Genomic DNA, 17134 nt, shown 5'->3' with positions numbered 1-17134 from the left:
AAAATATGTACTTCATGACATAAAATAAACAAAATTGAAGAAAATTTGGTATAGAATCCATAAAACTATGACAGGAACTTATGGAGTGTACTGAAAATAAAGTTATATTTAGTGTCGAAAAATCTCCCACAATATGGTATGCTAATTTATATATGATTATTATTCAATAACAATAAAGGTGGATGCATATGAGTGAATTAGTTGGTTTGATTTTAGCGGCCGGTAAAGGGACGCGTATGAAATCTAAACTTCCAAAGGTATTGCACAAAGTAGCTGGTAAAGCTATGGTGGAACGTGTATTAGAAGCGGCTCAATCTATAGGGGCGAAGCGCAATGTGGTTATCGTTGGTTTTGGTGGCGATGATGTGAAAGCCTACTTAGGTGACCGTGCGGAATACGTCACACAATTAGAGCAAAAAGGCACAGGTCATGCGGTACAACAAGCAGAATCTGTATTGGGCAACCATGATGGTCTCATCTTGTTGTTGTGCGGTGATACACCATTGGTAACGCAAGAAACATTGGAACAATTGTTGGCGCACCACAAAGAAACAGGGGCGGCAGCCACAGTATTAACAGCCTACATGGACAACCCATATGGGTATGGCCGTATCATTCGTAATGATGCTAAGTCTGTAGAACGCATCGTAGAAGAAAAAGATGGCAAACTAGATGAATTAAAAGTGCACGAAGTAAACACAGGCATGTACATTTTTGACTCTAAAGAATTATGGCCTTGTTTAGAGCAACTTTCAGATGACAATGCACAAGGTGAGCTATACATTACAGACGTGGTGAGCATCCTTGTACGAGCTGGCAAAACGGTAAGTGCATATATGACTATGGATAGTGATGAGTCCTTAGGGGTAAACAGCCGTTTGCAGTTGGCACAAGCAGAGTTAATTTTGCGCAATCGCACCAACTTAGCGCTCATGGAAGCTGGCGTGACTCTAGTGGACCCTCATAGTACATATATTGCTCCAGAAGTGGTGGTTGGACCAGATACCATTATTTATCCGAATACAACGCTAGAAGGCAATACGGTGGTAGGAACGAATAATATATTGGGGCCAAATACACGCTTGTCCAACGTAACAGTAGGAGATAATAACCATATCCATGATTCCTATGCACATGATTGCGAAATCAAGAACGATACGGTGATTGGTCCATTTGTTCATTTGCGTCCAGATACAGTGTTGTCTGACAAAGTGAAAATTGGTAACTTTGTAGAAGTGAAAAATAGCGTGGTAGGGGTAGGTACCAAACTTCCTCACTTATCTTACATCGGTGATAGTGATGTAGGATCGAAGGTGAATATTGGTTGCGGAACTATCACGGTGAACTACGATGGTAAAAAGAAACATCGAACTATCATTGAGGATGGCGTATTTGTGGGTTGTAACTCTAATTTAGTAGCGCCTGTAACGATTGGTAGTGAAAGTTATGTGGCTGCAGGTTCCACTATAACGAAGAATGTGCCAAACCGTGGATTAGCATTCGGACGGGCTCGCCAAGTGGTCAAAGAGAACTGGGTAACAGATGATACTTTCAAGAAATAACAATGTGTAAAAAAAATGATAAAATAGTTTACACAAAATTGAGAAAATGAAGTACAATATACATAGAGCCTTTGTGCATCAAATTGTAAGTCAATTGTTTTAGAGGAGTAATGACATGACATTAGAAGATGGTAAACGACTCAAAATTTTTACAGGTAATGCAAATCCAGCATTAGCCAAAGAAATTTGTGATTATTTGGACCTTCCAATAGGAGAAGCCTTTGTAGGTCGCTTCAATAATGGTGAAGTACAAGTCATGATTGATGAAAGTGTACGTGGTAAAGACGTATTTATCGTACAACCAACTAGCTATCCAGTGAATGATAATGTAGTTGAGTTGTTCATCATGGCAGATGCTTTGAAACGTGCATCCGCGCGTCATATCACAGCCGTTGTACCATATTATGGATATGCTCGCCAAGATAGAAAAACTCGTGGTAGAGAACCAATTACAGCAAAATTAATGGCAGACTTATTACAAACTGCTGGTGTTACTCGCCTTGTAACTGTAGATCTTCATGCAGGTCAAATTCAAGGGTTCTTTGATGTGCCAGTAGACCATTTAATGGGGGCTTCCATTATTGCAAACTATATTAATGAAAAGAAAATGGAAGATGTCATCGTTGTATCTCCAGACCTTGGTGGTGTAACGCGTGCCCGCGATTTAGCGGACCGTATTGGTGCACCAATTGCAATTATCGAGAAAAAACGTCCACAACCAGGTGTTGCGAAAGTAATGAACTTAATTGGTGATGTACAAGGTAAAAACTGTATCATTATTGACGATATTGTAGATACAGCAGGATCGCTTGTAGAAGGGGCGAAAGCATTACAAGAATTTGGCGCTAAATCTGTAACCGCTTGTGTGACACATGCAGTATTAACAGATCCAGCTTGCGAACGTATTGCTAACTCCAACATTAAAGAGTTAATTGTAACAAATACAATTGATATTCCAGAAGAACGTCGATTACCTAATATTACAGTACTGTCCGTAGCTCCTTTATTGGGAGATGCGATTTTACGTATTTTCCGAGAAGAGTCTGTAAGCTCTTTGTTTGATAAATAAGATGAAGTTAATAGTTGGACTTGGAAATCCAGGTAGGGACTATGAGGGAACTCGTCATAATATCGGATTCATGGTAGTGGATGCTATTGCTGATGGCGTGAGTCATACACCATGGAGAGAAGATTATAAAGCGGAACTCTGTTCATGCACGATAGCGGGCGAAAAAGTATTGTTGGTAAAACCGCAAACATTTATGAACCTTAGTGGTGAGTCTGTAGGTCCTTTAATGCGATATTATAAGCTTACACCTGAGGATGTTTATGTCATATATGATGATATGGACTTACCAGTTGGGAAGCTTAGAATTCGACCAAATGGAAGTGCAGGTGGACACAATGGGATCAAGTCTATGATTAGTCATTTAGGAACGGATGGTTTTCCACATTTTCGTTTTGGTATTGGTCGACCTTTGCCGGAGTGGACCGTGGTAGATCATGTATTATCACGATTCCCAGAAGAACAACAGGATACAGTAAAGAAGGGTGTTAAGGCTATGATGAAAGCTGTTCTTGGTTGTGTAGAAGTAGGTATCGATAAAGGAATGAATCTATATAATCCTAAAAAAGGACGGGCTCGTTAAAAAAATCAGAAACAACCAAAATAGAGCACTTGCTCTATTTTGGCTTTTCTTTTGCATATACTGTGTATATGAAAGTGATTTTGATTAATCCTTGCATGACTTTTGAATTGATGAAGGAATTCAATCAAATAAATTCACTATATATGTTTTTTCATCTTGAAATTATGAAAATAAAAGTATATACTAAATCTAGAGCAGTATAATTAGTATTTAATGTGAATCGTCTTTATTTTTACTTATTGTGAGGGAGGCATTATCATGAAAGGTAATAATTGGGGCGGCAAGCGGGCTGGTGCAGGTCGCAAAAAATCCTTATTTGAACGTAAAGGACGTACATTTCGTTTGACTGATGCTGAATTTTTAGAAGTTAAACCATTAGTGGACGCAGTACGACGTCGTACTGAAGAAGCAATGTTGGCTACATTGGCATCTAAAAGTAGAAAATAATTGTATGTTCAATACTATCGGTTTTAATTAGCGTAAACGCTTTTGATTACAAGTTAGTATGGAAAATCGGCCCCTTTTGGGGGTCGATTTTTTTAATATATTTTATTCTATAGAATAAGCTTGACAATATCGAAAAAAATCGTTATAATATTACCTAACATAGCAATATAGGCTGATGCTAGTTAAGATATGTATGCAAATGGATGCTTATTGTAAACATTCTTATGACGGACTATTAGCTATGGTGGTTAAACCCGACCACGGAAGGATCCAATTTTGGAAATGAATTCAAATAATTACTACACAAATGGAGGTTAGCAATGAGCTTAATTAAAAGTTTATCCAACCGCTTGTCTGTGCTAGGATATAGTGGTTACGAAATTTCACAAATTATCAATAGTGCAACGGGCGGTCAAGACATCAATGCTTTGACTAGTCAAGATTTACACCAAGTGGCAAATACAATGGAACACTATGTGCAAGCAGGTTCCCAATACGTTGCGGAATATAGTAAATAATCAAAAACTGTTACAGTTTGTAAGAAATTACAAATTGTAACAGTTTTTTGTTTCTTAAAAAGCTAGAAGATAGTATATATAAAGTATATTACATATAAACTTTATAATCATGCAGTGTATAATATCCATATGTAATATGGTGGAAATCTACAATTAGATGGTGATAGAATACCTTGAATCGATGTACAGAGTAAGGTAGAATACTAAATAGAGTATGTAGATCTATAAATTTAATAATTTTGTAAAAGAATCAACAGTAAATATATGAAACAAAGGTTAAATCAAAATCGACTTCCTTTTGTGGAGTCTTTAGAACAATATAAAAAACAACATATGGTGCCTTTTCATACGCCTGGTCACAAGATTGGTAAGGGAGCTCCTGCATTACTCACAGAGTGGATGGGAAAGGCCTTACCCTATGATTTAGGCCTAATGTATGCTATCGATGATTATCATGAGCCAGAGCGTGAATTGCTAGAAGCACAACAACTGGCAGCACAGGCCTTTGGAGCCGATCATACATGGTTTTCTATTAATGGAACATCTGGTGCGATTCAAATGATGATTATGAGTGCAGTGAAAGAAGGAGAATCCATCATCATTCCTAGAGAGGCTCACTGTTCTGTTCATAACAGCTTAGTATTAAGTGGAGCTAAACCTATCTATATGAAAGGGCGCTTTCATCCGCGCTGGGGCATACCAGTAGGGGTCACAGCGGAGGAGGCCATCGCTACGATGGATGCACACCCAGAGGCAAAGGCTATATTGCTAGTACATCCTAATTATTATGGCGTGGGTATAGATATAAAACGAATTGCAGAGGTAGCTCATGAAAGACATATGCTAGTGTTAGTGGATGAAGCTCATGGACCACATCTTGTATCATCTTTAGGAATGCCAGTGCCAGCTTTAGCGAGTGGAGCAGACTTAGTCGCTCAAAGTACACATAAGTTATTAGGCTCCTTAACACAGACCTCGATGCTCCATGGCCAAGGGTCTCGTATTGATGTAGACCGTATTCAACGATTACAACAAATCTTGATGAGCACTAGTCCGAATTATATTTTCTTAGCATCTTTGGATATGGCGCGCCATCAATGGGTTACAGAGGGACAATCTCTCATGAAAGATACATTGGAGTTAGCTTGTACTTTGCGAAGGGCTCTGAATGAGATTCCTGGCATTGCTTCTCCTAGTGTTGAGGATATAGAAGGTGCTTTCAGTTTAGATGAAACTAAGATTATTATCGATGCAAAGAATCTTGGACTGACAGCACAAGAGTTAGAACGAGAGTTGCGAGCCCGTCATATTGAAGTGGAACTCATGAAAGCCTACCATGTCTTGTTATTGATTACCATAGGTGATACGGATACATCTATACAACAGGTCATAGATGCAGTGCAAGATATTTCGAATCTATATAGACATAGGATTGAGAGTATTACTAACTCTATTGATTCTTATGCAAGTACAGTAGAAACATTACCTACACCAATCGTGGTACTTTCACCGCGGCAAGCATTTTATACAGAGATGGAAGAAATCCCTTTACCACAAGCCCTAGGGCGAATTAGTGGGGAAACTATAACGTATTATCCACCGGGAATTCCTTGTCTAGGTGTAGGTGAGACTATAACGGAAGAAGTATTGGCATATATGAAACAGAAACAATGTGATGGGTATGTGCCGAATGGTGCTAGGGATCGCCAGTTGCAGACAATCCTCGTGTGTAAAGATAGAGAGATAGAGGTACGGTATTGATTGATAGAGTATACGAGAAGAATTGCGATATCATAAGGAGATACATATGGGACAATTAATTATTATTGAAGGCGGCGATGGCAGTGGTAAGGCCACGCAGACGGCAAAATTATTGGAACGACTAAAAGCAGAAGGATACCCAGTACGGTCTGTAAGTTTTCCTAATTACGATAGTCCAGCAGCAGAACCAATTAAAATGTACTTGCGAGGAGACTTTGGAAAAGAGGCGAACTCAGTGAATGCCTATGTGGCTAGTACGCTCTATGCCATAGACCGATTTGCGTCTTATCGCCAAGATTGGCAACGCTTTTACGAAGAAGGTGGCATCATTATTGCCGATCGGTATACTACATCGAATATGGTGCATCAAATGATAAAGTACACTGATAAAAAAGAACGAAATACGTTTTTACAATGGCTTGATCAATTAGAGTACGATTTATATGGGTTACCAAGACCTGATGCAGTGATTCTATTAGATATGCCCCTATCTTTGTCCAAAGCGTTGTTAGCAGAACGCACAGGCAAAACCGGTGGCAATACGGGTGATATACATGAACAGGACGCCTCTCATTTGACGGCGGTTCATGATGCTTATGATATGTTGGTGAATGCCTATGATTGGCACCGTGTGCACTGCGAGAATGAAAGCAATCAGTTACGCACTATTGATGACATTCATGAGGAAGTGTATGGTATTGCAAAACAATATATATGTAAAGGCTAGTCCCTAGCTAATGGAATGTGCTTATAGTATCATGGATAGTCTGTTATGGTATGATACATGTTCAAAAAAGGATATGATAGAAACACCACATGGAGTGCAAATATTTTGCCGAAACCATGGGGTGTTTCTTCTTTTATTCGTGTATTTATTGCCATAACATGCTATAATAAAGGGTAGTCTTATGAGGTAAAGGAGGATGTATGTCATTTTTTGAAACTGTACTTGGTCAACATCAAGTGAAAGAACAAATTAGTACATTAATCCGAGATTCTGCTTTGCCCCATAGCTTACTGCTCTACGGAGAAGCAGGTTTAGAATCGACATCCATGGCCATCGCCATTGGGTCCCTATTAGTGGGACGTCAGATTTTTTCTCCTGATGAAGGACGAACTTTTTTATCCACTATAGAGCAACAACGCATTGAGTCTGGTGAAAGTGAGAGCGCAGTCAAAGATAAAGGATTGCCAATCTATATTGATCAAGGTCAAGCCTTTTGGATTCGCCCTATGAAAACACAGCTCAGTGTAGAACAATGGTATACCTTATTAGAGAAGTATATCAATGTATCTAGTGATACACCGCGGGTGGTTATCGTAGAAGGTTTTCAGACAGCCAATACTGTTTTAGCGAATGCGATGCTAAAAACGATTGAAGAACCACCACGGAATATGCATTTTATCATTGTCACTACCAATATTGACAATGTACTACCCACCATCGTGTCACGATGTATGCTCATTGGTATGCAACCAGTGCCAGAAGAGGAATTGGTGCAATCCTTAAATAAAGAAGGGTATACAGGAGATATTCGGCGTGCTGTGCGAAGTGCTCGTGGAAATCCAACATTAGCTCGTCAGTGGGCGCAGGCTGGTGGTATTAAAAGTTTAGAAAAGGCTATGGAAGTACTAGAATGCGTAGTAGAAAGAAGTCATTTCTTTACTACCTTAGCTCTATCCTTTGAGGGACTTTCAAAAGAAGTAGTACTCGATATATTGAGCTGGTTACGTGTGTTAGCAAGAGACATGTTAGCCTTGCGATATGGTACAGTGAGTGAAAAGATGATACTAAGTGAGTATCAATTCCGCATGCAAATGATTTTACCACGATGGTCATCAAAATCTTTGCAACGAATTGTGCCCATTACATTAGAAGCAGAACAGGCGTTGCGCCTTAATGTGCGCTTAGGCCTTGTTATAGATGGAGTTATATTAGCCTTAAGGGAGGCTGTGAAGGAGGATATATAGTGGTTACTATAGTAGGAGTACGCTTTAAAAAAGCTGGCAAAATCTACTACTTTAGCCCAGGGTTTGTAACCCTTACGACAGGAGATGGTGTCATAGTAGAAACCTCTCGTGGTTTGGAATTTGGGGAAGTCGTAATTGGGCCACGGAAAGTATCGAAAGATAGCGTGGTGCAACCGCTGAAAGAAGTGACGCGTAAAGCCACGCCAAAAGATTTTAAACAAGTGGAGAAAAATAGAGAGCGAGAAGAAAAAGCTTTTGAGATTGGACTAGAAAAAATCGCTTATCGTGGATTGCCTATGAAATTAATCAATGTGGAATACACATTTGATATGAATAAAATTGTATTTTTCTTTACTGCAGAAGGTCGAATTGACTTCCGAGAATTAGTAAAAGATTTGGCCAATGTATTCCGTACGCGCATTGAATTGCGACAGGTTGGTGTGCGCGATGAAGCAAAAGTATTAAATGGAATTGGTGCTTGTGGACGTCCATTATGTTGTGCTAATTTCTTAGGCGATTTTGCGTCTGTATCTATTCGTATGGCGAAAGATCAAAATTTGAGCTTAAATCCAACAAAAATTTCTGGCATTTGTGGTCGCTTGATGTGTTGTTTGAACTATGAAAATGACTCCTACCTAAAAGGAGGAGACTTGTATTCGCAAAAAGTAAAACAACCAGCTCCTGTAGCAGAGCCACCTGGTATCGGTAAAGAAGTAGTCACCGATGAAGGGTTAGGAAAAGTTTTAAAAATCAATACTATGAAAAAGACAGTAAAAGTACAATTAGAAGCGGGACGAACTATCGACTTACATTGGTCGGAAGTGGCATTGCCGGATGAAGAGTAATATTACAATCACAGAATTATTACTAAGTGGGTTTCAGTTGTTTCAAGACGAAAAAGAGTTTAAGTTTTCTATTGATGCTATTTTGCTCGCTCATTTTGGAGAGGCAAAATCCAATAAGAACTATTTAGAATTAGGTACAGGCACAGGAGTGATTCCCCATGTATTGTACCATCGTGGAGCTCGTCATGTGGTGGGGGTAGATTGTAATTCCTCTGTGATTGAGTTAGCTCAGAAAAGTGTGATTCATAATGATATTGCAGATGCTGTATCTATGGTGGACCTAGATTACATGACCGATGCTGGCAAACCGTATTATGGTCAGTTTGATGGTATCTACATGAATCCGCCCTATTTTGAATCGAATAGTGGACTTCTATCACAAGAAGAAAGTATAGCATTAGCCTTACATGAACAACAACACTCTATGAAAGATAGATTGTTACAAGCTCAACGGTATTTAAAATTTGGCGGCACACTGTGGATGATTTATACAACCCCACGGTTAGAATCCTTACTGAGTGCTATAGAACAGACTCAATTTAGGGTAAAACGAATGCGCTTTGTTCATGGTAACCAAGATAAAGTGAGCAAGTTAGTATTATTAGAATTAAAATATGGTGGAAAACTAGGTATGATGGTGGAACCACCTTTATATATTTACGCAGTGGATGGTTCCTATTCAGATGAGGTACAAGCATATTATGAGTAGTCATAAAGGGACATTATTTTTAATTCCCACACCCATTGGGAACTTAGAAGATATGACCTATCGGGCTGTGCGTACATTACAAGAAGTAGATGTGGTAGCAGCGGAAGATACGCGTCATACAGGGGTATTATTACAACATTTTAATATTGCTAAGCCTATGATTTCCTATCATGAACACAATAAAGCGGAGAAGGGGGCTGACCTCATCCAGCGTTTATTGGATGGTCAATCCATCGGTTTAGTCAGTGATGCGGGGATGCCTGCTATTTCTGATCCGGGTGAAGATTTGGTGAAAGAGGCTATCGAGGTGGGGATACCCATTGTTCCTTTACCAGGTGCGAATGCAGGTTTAACGGGGCTTATCGCATCGGGGCAAAACACGAAGGAATTTCACTTCATAGGGTTTCTGCCGAAACGAAAGCAGAATGTAAAAGAGGTGTTATCACGGATTGCTACCTACGAAGGAACGCTGATTTTCTATGAAGCTCCCCATCGTATAGAAGAAACTATCCAAAACTTATATGAAGGGCTGGGGAATCGCCCTATCACAGTAGGTCGTGAACTGACGAAAAAGTTTGAAACTTTTACACGAACTACCTTGCTAGCGTTACGAAATGATTTCGGTCAAATCGTAGAAAAAGGGGAATTTGTCCTCTTGGTGGGTGGCAAGGAGACTGTGACAGATGAAACGAAGGTGGAGGAAGTAGTGCTTTCACCACTAGAGGCAGCCTTAGCCTTAATCGAAGAAGGGGTGCCAAAAAAAGAGGCAGCCCGTCAAATTGCAAAAGAGCGTAGCCTTTCACGGCGCGATATATATAATGAAATTGAATGGTATAGTAAGGAGAGAACAGATGACTAAGAAGCCGTATTATATTACGACACCAATCTATTATCCAAGTGCGAAATTACATATTGGGCATACATACTGTACGTCCATTGCTGATACAATTGCTCGTTTCAAACGCAGAGCTGGCTATGATGTGCGTTTCTTAACGGGGTCTGATGAGCATGGACAAAAAATCCAACGTATGGCGGAATCGATGGGCATTACTCCTTTAGAGTACACGACGCAAATTGTTGATGGATTTAAACATTTGTGGGAAAAATTGAATATTTCTCATGATGATTTTATTAGAACTACAGATGAAAGACATATCAAATATTGCCAACATTTATTCCAAAAAGCATTCGATAATGGAGATATTTACAAATCTTCATACGAAGGTTTATACTGCGTACCATGCGAAACATTCTGGCCAGAATCTAAATTAGGTCCAGAAAAAACATGTCCTGATTGCGGTCGTCCATTAGAAGTAGTACAAGAAGAGAGTTATTTCTTCCGCATGAATAAATACGCTGATCAATGGTTCAAATTTATAGAAGAGAATCCTGATTTTATTCAACCAGAATCTCGTCGTAATGAGATGATTCAATTCGTGAAACAAGGCCTAGAAGATTTGGCAGTATCTCGTACTAGCTTTAACTGGGGCATTCCAGTACCATTTGATGAAAAACATGTTATGTACGTATGGTTTGATGCGTTGATTAACTATATTTCTGCTTTAAACCCATTGGATGAAAACAGTGATTTATTTGAAACGTACTGGCCCGCAGATTTGCATTTAGTAGGGAAAGAAATTGTTCGTTTCCATACCATCATTTGGCCAATTATGCTCATGAGTCTTGGCTTGCCATTGCCGAAAAAAGTATATGGTCACGGCTGGCTTGTAGTAGATGGTACAAAAATGAGTAAATCCTTGGGTAATGTAATTGATCCAATTCCATTGATTGATACTTACGGTTCTGATGCGTTGCGCTACTTCTTGGTAAATGAGGTGCATTTAGGCAATGATGGTAATTTCAGCTTGCCTAACTTTATTACAAAAATCAATGCAGACTTGTCCAATGACCTAGGCAACTTGTTGAATCGTACCGTAGCGATGATTGAAAAATATCATGGTGGTATTATTACAAAACATGCGCCAACAGAAGATGTTGACAAGGATTTAATTGCTCTAGCTGAGCAAACAGTAAAAGACTACGAACAATTGATGGAAGATATGCAGTACAACAAAGCCTTTAAAGCTGTGTGGGCTTTCATTGGTCGTACGAATAAATATATTGATGAAACGATGCCTTGGGTACTCGCAAAAGGGGCTAACGAAGGCGATGCAGAGCGCTTAGAAGCTGTCATGTATCATTTGGCAGAATCCTTGCGTATTATCGCTGTCTTAGTGGATCCAGTGATTCCAACAGGGGCTCCTAAAATTTGGGAACAACTTGGTTTACAAGGGTTTGCACAAGCTATGCTAGATGATGTGCGCACATTTGGTGCACTTCCAACAGGTACAAAAGTAGTAAAAGGAGATCCAATCTACCCACGTTTTGAAATTCCTGAAATGGTAGAAGTAGTTCCAGGAACTGCAGAAGAATCCACTGAGGAAGTGGTAGATACTAGCAATATTCCACCGATTAAAGAGGCCATCGAATACGATGATTTTGCAAAATTAGATTTACGGGTAGCGAAAGTATTGACTTGCGAAGCTGTAAAAAAATCTAAAAAATTGTTGTTGTTTACCTTGGATTTAGGTATTGAAACACGCACCGTAGTGAGTGGTATCTCTCAATTCTACAAACCAGAAGACTTAATTGGTAAAAAAGTGATTTATTTGGCAAACTTAGCACCGAAAAAAATCATGGGCCATATGTCAGAAGGTATGATTTTATCCGCTTCTAATGAAGAGGATCAATTAGAAGTAACGAATATTGAATCCTTAACTCCAGGAAGTGTGGTGAGATAATGCGATTGTTTGATACACATGCGCATATCAATGATGAACGATTTGATAATGATCGAGACCAGATGATTCGAGACTGTTTTGACCAAGGCGTAGAATATATTATGTGCCCTGCAGTGGATCGTCAAACAGCAGAGTCTGCCATTGCTTTGGCTGAACAGTATGACCGTGTCTATGCAGCGGTAGGTGTGCATCCACATGAATCTAAAGATGCCACAGAAGAAGACTATGCATGGTTTAAACAAATGGCGTCCCATCCTAAAGTAAAAGCCATTGGCGAAATCGGTTTAGACTATTACTATGATTTTTCTGATAGAGATGTGCAAGCAGAGTCTTTCAAACGCCAATTAGCCATTGCGAGAGAAGTGGATTTACCAATTATTATTCATGATCGTGATGCACATGGTGCCATTCGAGATATGCTATTGGAACATGGGAAAGGCAATTATGGTGTTTTCCATTGTTTTTCTACCAGTTTAGAAATGGCAAAAGAATTTATTAAAATGGGCTATTATATTTCCTTTGCAGGACCGATAGTATTCCCTAAATCTACGAATCTAAAAGAAGTAGCGAAGCACATTCCATTGGACCGTTTGCTCATCGAAACAGATTCCCCCTATTTGACGCCACCTCCATTTAGAGGGCGTCGCAATGATCCATCTAAAACACAATTTGTGGCTCAAGAAATTGCTCAATTGCGTGGTATGGATGTAGAAGAACTAGCTGCTATTGCCTTAGAGAATGGTAAGCGTTGTTTTGGTATTGAGTAATATAGAATGAGAAAGGCACTTTCACAGTAGCATATACGGAAAGTGCCTTTCTGTGTACATAGGAGACCTATGAAACGAGTAGCATTAATAGATTTAGGATCAAACTCAGTACGGTTTGTCATTTCAGAAATTACAGATTCAGGCAGTTATCGCTTGGTATATCAACAGAAGGAGTCCATTCGCCTCAGTGAGGGTATGTGGACTCATCAAATGTTGACAAAACCTGCTATGGAACGGGCCATTAAAACATTGAAAGCCTTGTCGCATATGGCAAAGGCTATGGGAGTTACAGAGATTCAAGGTATTGCGACAGCGGCTGTGCGATTGGCTACCAATGGTAATAGCTTTATTCGACGTGTATATACAGAAACGGGGATTCCCTTACGTGCCATTAGTGGAGAGGAAGAGGCGTACTTAGGATTTTTAGGCGTTGTCAATACCATAGGATTAGATGATTTTATTGTGTTTGACCTTGGTGGAGCTAGTATAGAAATTAGCTTAATTGAAAATCGACAATTAAAAAAATCTGTCAGTCTTCCTATGGGGGCTCTTGTGATGACAGGACAATTTAAATCGGGTCATGAGTTTACAAGTGCCGAATATGAAGCTATGGTGCGTTATATCCAAGAGGTATTGCATCGTGAAAGTTGGTTGAAACATACCAAATTACCTCTTATTGGAATTGGAGGGACAGCCCGAAATATTGCCAAAATGGACCAACGGGAGAAAAATTATCCCATCCCTAAATTGCACAATTACAAGGTAAAAAAAGCGGGTATGGAGGTTTTGTTTCATCGGGTGAAAGAAACACCGTGGGAGGAACGGAAAAAGATTTCTGGGTTATCTGCGGAACGGGCCGATATCATTGTAGCAGGTATGGCCATTATTATGGAATTGATGGAGTATACAAGGGCATCATCCATGATTGTCAGCGGTTGTGGCCTGCGGGAAGGGCTATTTTTTCAGTATTATGGGGCCAACTATTCAGCAGAGAAGTATGGGCTACCATGTCTTCAAAAAAATGGCGTTGTAGATGATATTGTGACCCACTCTACTTTAAATGTACTGCGTTCTTTCACGCCTCACGATGTGGACCATTCCTTATATATTGCGAAACTGGCAAAACAGATTTATAAACAATGGAAAGAACTAATGCCAGAAGGAGAGCGCTTAAAATTAATCTTGAAAGTAGCTTCTTTGCTCCATGATTTAGGAAAACAAATCAACTATTACAGCCATGCAAGACATAGTGCATATATGATTATTAATAGTAATCTCTATGGATTATCTCATCGAGAACAATTACTCAGTGCTTTTATTGCATCCTATTCCCATGGAGCAAACAGTAAATTTATTAAGCAGTCTCCGTATCTCTCCGTACTAAAAGAAGGGGATCGAGAGATGATACAAAAATTGTCCTTTCCCTTAGCCTTAGCAGAAGCTTTTGAAGAAAGTCATGAACGTACCATACGTTCCTTTCAAACGTATATTACAGATAAACAAATAGATATGCATGTTGAGGTGAAAGAATTAAGCCATATTTCTATGATGGAGATGGCTATCGAAAAATTAAAAAAGCAGTGTAAGAAAGAATTTAAACGTGAATTAGTGATACATTGGAAAGTTCGTTAGGAGTGATACTATGAAAGACTTTGATAATCCAAAGTATTATTTTAATCGTGAATTGTCTTGGCTGAAGTTCAACCAACGAGTCTTGCAAGAATCTATCGACAGAAGTAATCCACTCATGGAAAAACTACGCTTTCTGACCATTGGCAGCTCTAACCTAGATGAATTTTTTATGATTCGCGTATCTGGACTGCGTCATCAAGAGCAGAGTGGAATCATTAAATACGATGCTGCCCATATGGATGCCAAAGCACAATTAAAAGCCATCAGTGAGGCTACAAAAAAGTTAGTATCCTTGCAATATATGTACTTTCACGATATTCTAAAACGATTACAAAAAGAAGGGTTACACTTTGTCAAAGTAAAAGATTTGAAAGAAAGTGAATTACATTGGTTATACCAATATTTTCGTACGCATATCTTTCCAGTCGTTACGCCACTAGCTGTGGATGCGAGCCATCCCTTTCCATTCTTGGTGAATAAAACATTAAACTCGGTGGTGAAGATTCACCCTATTCATGATAAAGACCAAGAGAAGATGGCTATTTTGCCAATTCCCTCTGTATTGAATCGAATTATTGAAGTACCGAATGATGTGCATCGTCACTTCGTTATGTTAGAAGATGTTATCAACTATTATTGTGAAGATTTCTTCGTAGGTCATCATATCGATTCCTTTACTACCTTCCGTGTCACACGTGATGCGGATTTAGACATCGAAGAAGAAGCAACGGATTTACTGCGGGAGATTGAAAAATCTCTTCGACGGCGTCGTCGTGGTGAAGTGGTACGTGTGGAAGTATGTGAACATTACGATCCACAGTTATTGGAATTTGTTTTGCAAGGATTGCAGGCAAAAAAAGAGGCCGTTTATATAGCAGAAGGAATCTTAGACGTAGCCTCCTTTGGCGAGTTTTGTAATTTACCTGGCTACGACCATTTGCGATATCCTGCTTTTACACGACGAGAACTTCCTTGCGTAACGGAGCGAGGGACTTCAGCTATCTTTGATTATATCCGCGAAAAAGATAGACTCTTGCACCATCCATTTGATTCTTTTTCCGTGGTGGAAGAGTTTGTAGCTAGAGCAGCTGTAGATCCTGATGTACTGGCTATCAAGCAAACCTTGTATCGTGTCAGTGGGGATTCTCCCATCGTAGCAGCGTTGGTGAAAGCAGCAGAACTGGGCAAACAAGTTACCGTGTTGATGGAAGTTAAAGCCCGCTTTGATGAAGAAAATAATATTATCATGGCACGGCGTTTAGAAAAAGCTGGCTGTCATGTTATTTATGGCTTAAGAGGGCTTAAGACGCATTCCAAAATTACTATGGTGGTCCGTAAAGAAGGCGATGTACTACGCCGATATATACATTTTGCTACAGGCAATTATAATGGGAAGACTGCTAAATATTATACAGATTGCGGCTTATTGACCTGTCGAGAGTCCTATGCAGATGATAGTTCCCTATTCTTTAATACCATCTCTGGATATGCAGAATCACAGCAGTGGCAGCATCTTATTGTAGCTCCATTGACTTTGCGATCGTCTTTAATGGATTTGATTGAGGGAGAAATACGTGCTGTAGAACAAGGCAAGGGCGGACATATCATTGCAAAGATGAACTCTTTACTAGATAAAGAAATCATTGCTAAGTTATACGAAGCTTCTTGTAAGGGGGTCAAAATTGATCTCATCGTTCGTGGTATATGTACCCTTAGACCGGGGATTGAGGAGGTTAGTGACAATATTACTGTGCGATCCATTGTGGGGCGATTCTTAGAACATCATCGTATTTTATATTTTAAGAATCATAGCGAGAGTCCCTATTATATTTCTAGTGCTGATTGGATGCCACGGAATTTAAATGATCGAGTGGAATTAATGGTTCCTGTAGAAGATATAGCTTTACAGAAAGAATTACAACACATTTTAGAAGTTTACTTAGCGGATAATCAAAAAGCTCATGTCATGCGAGCTGATGGTTCTTATCGTAAGGTCATTGCTAAAGAAGATAAGGTATGTGCCCAACTTTCATTTCTAAATCCTAAGGATATGGAGACGACAGAAGGTATAGCCGCATTAGGCGTGTGGGAGCCAATTTTAGAATTTGACAGTACTGATCAGGCTAAGTAATGGCATAGGACTGGAAATACTTTGCAGCATATTAGATATAAGTATATACCATGTTTTAAAAGATTATGAAAGGTACTCAAAGGATGTCTATATGCGTGAAAATGTAGTGAATAAATAGTCCATGATAGCAGTAAAATAAGATATAATTGATGAAATTAGCTATAAATAACACGATTCGTGAAATTTATGGCTAATTTTTTTAAATGTGCTATGGACAAATTATGATTTTTAGGAATGGAGTATTACTAAAATGCGTATCATATCAATTTTGCATTATCAATAGAACAGGGCTATTTTGAAAATGTAATATACACAACCTAATTATAGATTGTATGCTATAC

At 39.2% G+C, this 17134-nt stretch carries 15 protein-coding genes; all 15 read left to right on the top strand.

The window, feature by feature from the left end; translation table 11 throughout:
* Positions 1-188 precede the first annotated feature (188 nt).
* The 15 genes from glmU (at position 189) to ppk1 (ending at position 16793) form a co-directional block, all read left to right on the top strand.
* Complete coding sequence (gene glmU, locus EO119_RS06675) at positions 189-1562, top strand: bifunctional UDP-N-acetylglucosamine diphosphorylase/glucosamine-1-phosphate N-acetyltransferase GlmU (RefSeq protein WP_009372196.1); 1374 nt, start codon at positions 189-191, stop codon at positions 1560-1562.
* A 115-nt stretch (positions 1563-1677) separates the two neighbouring features.
* On the top strand, positions 1678-2631 hold the full coding sequence (locus EO119_RS06670; protein ID WP_009372162.1) for a ribose-phosphate pyrophosphokinase: 954 nt from the start codon (positions 1678-1680) through the stop codon (positions 2629-2631).
* 1 nt (position 2632) lies between these two features.
* A complete protein-coding gene (gene pth, locus EO119_RS06665) occupies positions 2633-3211 on the top strand; it encodes an aminoacyl-tRNA hydrolase (protein ID WP_126941109.1) in 579 nt (192 codons plus the stop codon).
* Positions 3212-3469: 258 nt separating this feature from the next.
* A complete protein-coding gene (locus EO119_RS06660; protein ID WP_009372189.1) occupies positions 3470-3658 on the top strand; it encodes a hypothetical protein in 189 nt (62 codons plus the stop codon).
* A gap of 320 nt (positions 3659-3978) precedes the next feature.
* The gene (locus EO119_RS06655; RefSeq protein WP_009372177.1) at positions 3979-4176 is read left to right on the top strand and encodes a hypothetical protein; all 198 of its coding nucleotides are present in this window, start codon (positions 3979-3981) and stop codon (positions 4174-4176) included.
* 264 nt (positions 4177-4440) lie between these two features.
* Positions 4441-5937 carry an aminotransferase class I/II-fold pyridoxal phosphate-dependent enzyme gene (locus tag EO119_RS06650; protein ID WP_126941108.1) on the top strand — a complete coding sequence of 499 codons (1497 nt, stop codon included), beginning with the start codon at positions 4441-4443 and terminating at the stop codon, positions 5935-5937.
* A 46-nt stretch (positions 5938-5983) separates the two neighbouring features.
* The gene (locus tag EO119_RS06645; RefSeq protein ID WP_126941107.1) at positions 5984-6664 is read left to right on the top strand and encodes a thymidylate kinase; all 681 of its coding nucleotides are present in this window, start codon (positions 5984-5986) and stop codon (positions 6662-6664) included.
* Positions 6665-6864: 200 nt separating this feature from the next.
* Positions 6865-7908, top strand: a complete 1044-nt coding sequence (locus tag EO119_RS06640; RefSeq protein ID WP_126941106.1) for a hypothetical protein — start codon at positions 6865-6867, stop codon at positions 7906-7908.
* Complete coding sequence (locus EO119_RS06635) at positions 7908-8753, top strand: stage 0 sporulation family protein (protein WP_009372216.1); 846 nt, start codon at positions 7908-7910, stop codon at positions 8751-8753. The genes EO119_RS06640 and EO119_RS06635 overlap by 1 nt, the downstream gene beginning before the upstream one ends.
* Positions 8743-9462, top strand: coding sequence for a tRNA1(Val) (adenine(37)-N6)-methyltransferase (locus EO119_RS06630; protein ID WP_126941105.1), 720 nt, complete (start codon positions 8743-8745; stop codon positions 9460-9462). The genes EO119_RS06635 and EO119_RS06630 overlap by 11 nt, the downstream gene beginning before the upstream one ends.
* Positions 9455-10321 carry a 16S rRNA (cytidine(1402)-2'-O)-methyltransferase gene (gene rsmI / locus EO119_RS06625; protein ID WP_126941104.1) on the top strand — a complete coding sequence of 289 codons (867 nt, stop codon included), beginning with the start codon at positions 9455-9457 and terminating at the stop codon, positions 10319-10321. Before EO119_RS06630 ends, rsmI begins: the two co-directional genes overlap by 8 nt.
* Positions 10314-12263, top strand: a complete 1950-nt coding sequence (metG, locus tag EO119_RS06620; RefSeq protein ID WP_062403240.1) for a methionine--tRNA ligase — start codon at positions 10314-10316, stop codon at positions 12261-12263. Before rsmI ends, metG begins: the two co-directional genes overlap by 8 nt.
* Positions 12263-13030, top strand: coding sequence for a TatD family hydrolase (locus tag EO119_RS06615; RefSeq protein ID WP_126941103.1), 768 nt, complete (start codon positions 12263-12265; stop codon positions 13028-13030). The genes metG and EO119_RS06615 overlap by 1 nt, the downstream gene beginning before the upstream one ends.
* Before the next feature lie 69 nt (positions 13031-13099).
* Positions 13100-14662 carry a Ppx/GppA phosphatase family protein gene (locus EO119_RS06610; RefSeq protein WP_126941102.1) on the top strand — a complete coding sequence of 521 codons (1563 nt, stop codon included), beginning with the start codon at positions 13100-13102 and terminating at the stop codon, positions 14660-14662.
* A 10-nt stretch (positions 14663-14672) separates the two neighbouring features.
* Positions 14673-16793, top strand: a complete 2121-nt coding sequence (ppk1, locus tag EO119_RS06605; protein WP_126941101.1) for a polyphosphate kinase 1 — start codon at positions 14673-14675, stop codon at positions 16791-16793.
* The last annotated feature ends 341 nt before the right edge of the window (positions 16794-17134 follow it).

The sequence above is a fragment of the Veillonella sp. CNR 79/14 genome (assembly GCF_003992185.1).
In the GTDB taxonomy this organism is placed as follows: Bacteria; Bacillota; Negativicutes; order Veillonellales; family Veillonellaceae; genus F0422.
The sequence above is the reverse complement of the archived record's forward strand: the minus strand, read 5'-3'. Positions and strand labels throughout refer to the sequence as shown.

Coding starts and splice junctions, on each gene's coding strand:
- rsmI (WP_126941104.1), top strand. CDS start 9,455: ATGAGTAGTCATAAAGGGACATTATTTTTAATTCCCACACCCATTGGG.
- EO119_RS06610 (WP_126941102.1), top strand. CDS start 13,100: ATGAAACGAGTAGCATTAATAGATTTAGGATCAAACTCAGTACGGTTT.
- metG (WP_062403240.1), top strand. CDS start 10,314: ATGACTAAGAAGCCGTATTATATTACGACACCAATCTATTATCCAAGT.
- EO119_RS06660 (WP_009372189.1), top strand. CDS start 3,470: ATGAAAGGTAATAATTGGGGCGGCAAGCGGGCTGGTGCAGGTCGCAAA.
- pth (WP_126941109.1), top strand. CDS start 2,633: ATGAAGTTAATAGTTGGACTTGGAAATCCAGGTAGGGACTATGAGGGA.
- EO119_RS06640 (WP_126941106.1), top strand. CDS start 6,865: ATGTCATTTTTTGAAACTGTACTTGGTCAACATCAAGTGAAAGAACAA.
- EO119_RS06615 (WP_126941103.1), top strand. CDS start 12,263: ATGCGATTGTTTGATACACATGCGCATATCAATGATGAACGATTTGAT.
- glmU (WP_009372196.1), top strand. CDS start 189: ATGAGTGAATTAGTTGGTTTGATTTTAGCGGCCGGTAAAGGGACGCGT.
- EO119_RS06630 (WP_126941105.1), top strand. CDS start 8,743: ATGAAGAGTAATATTACAATCACAGAATTATTACTAAGTGGGTTTCAG.
- EO119_RS06645 (WP_126941107.1), top strand. CDS start 5,984: ATGGGACAATTAATTATTATTGAAGGCGGCGATGGCAGTGGTAAGGCC.
- EO119_RS06655 (WP_009372177.1), top strand. CDS start 3,979: ATGAGCTTAATTAAAAGTTTATCCAACCGCTTGTCTGTGCTAGGATAT.
- EO119_RS06650 (WP_126941108.1), top strand. CDS start 4,441: ATGAAACAAAGGTTAAATCAAAATCGACTTCCTTTTGTGGAGTCTTTA.
- EO119_RS06670 (WP_009372162.1), top strand. CDS start 1,678: ATGACATTAGAAGATGGTAAACGACTCAAAATTTTTACAGGTAATGCA.
- ppk1 (WP_126941101.1), top strand. CDS start 14,673: ATGAAAGACTTTGATAATCCAAAGTATTATTTTAATCGTGAATTGTCT.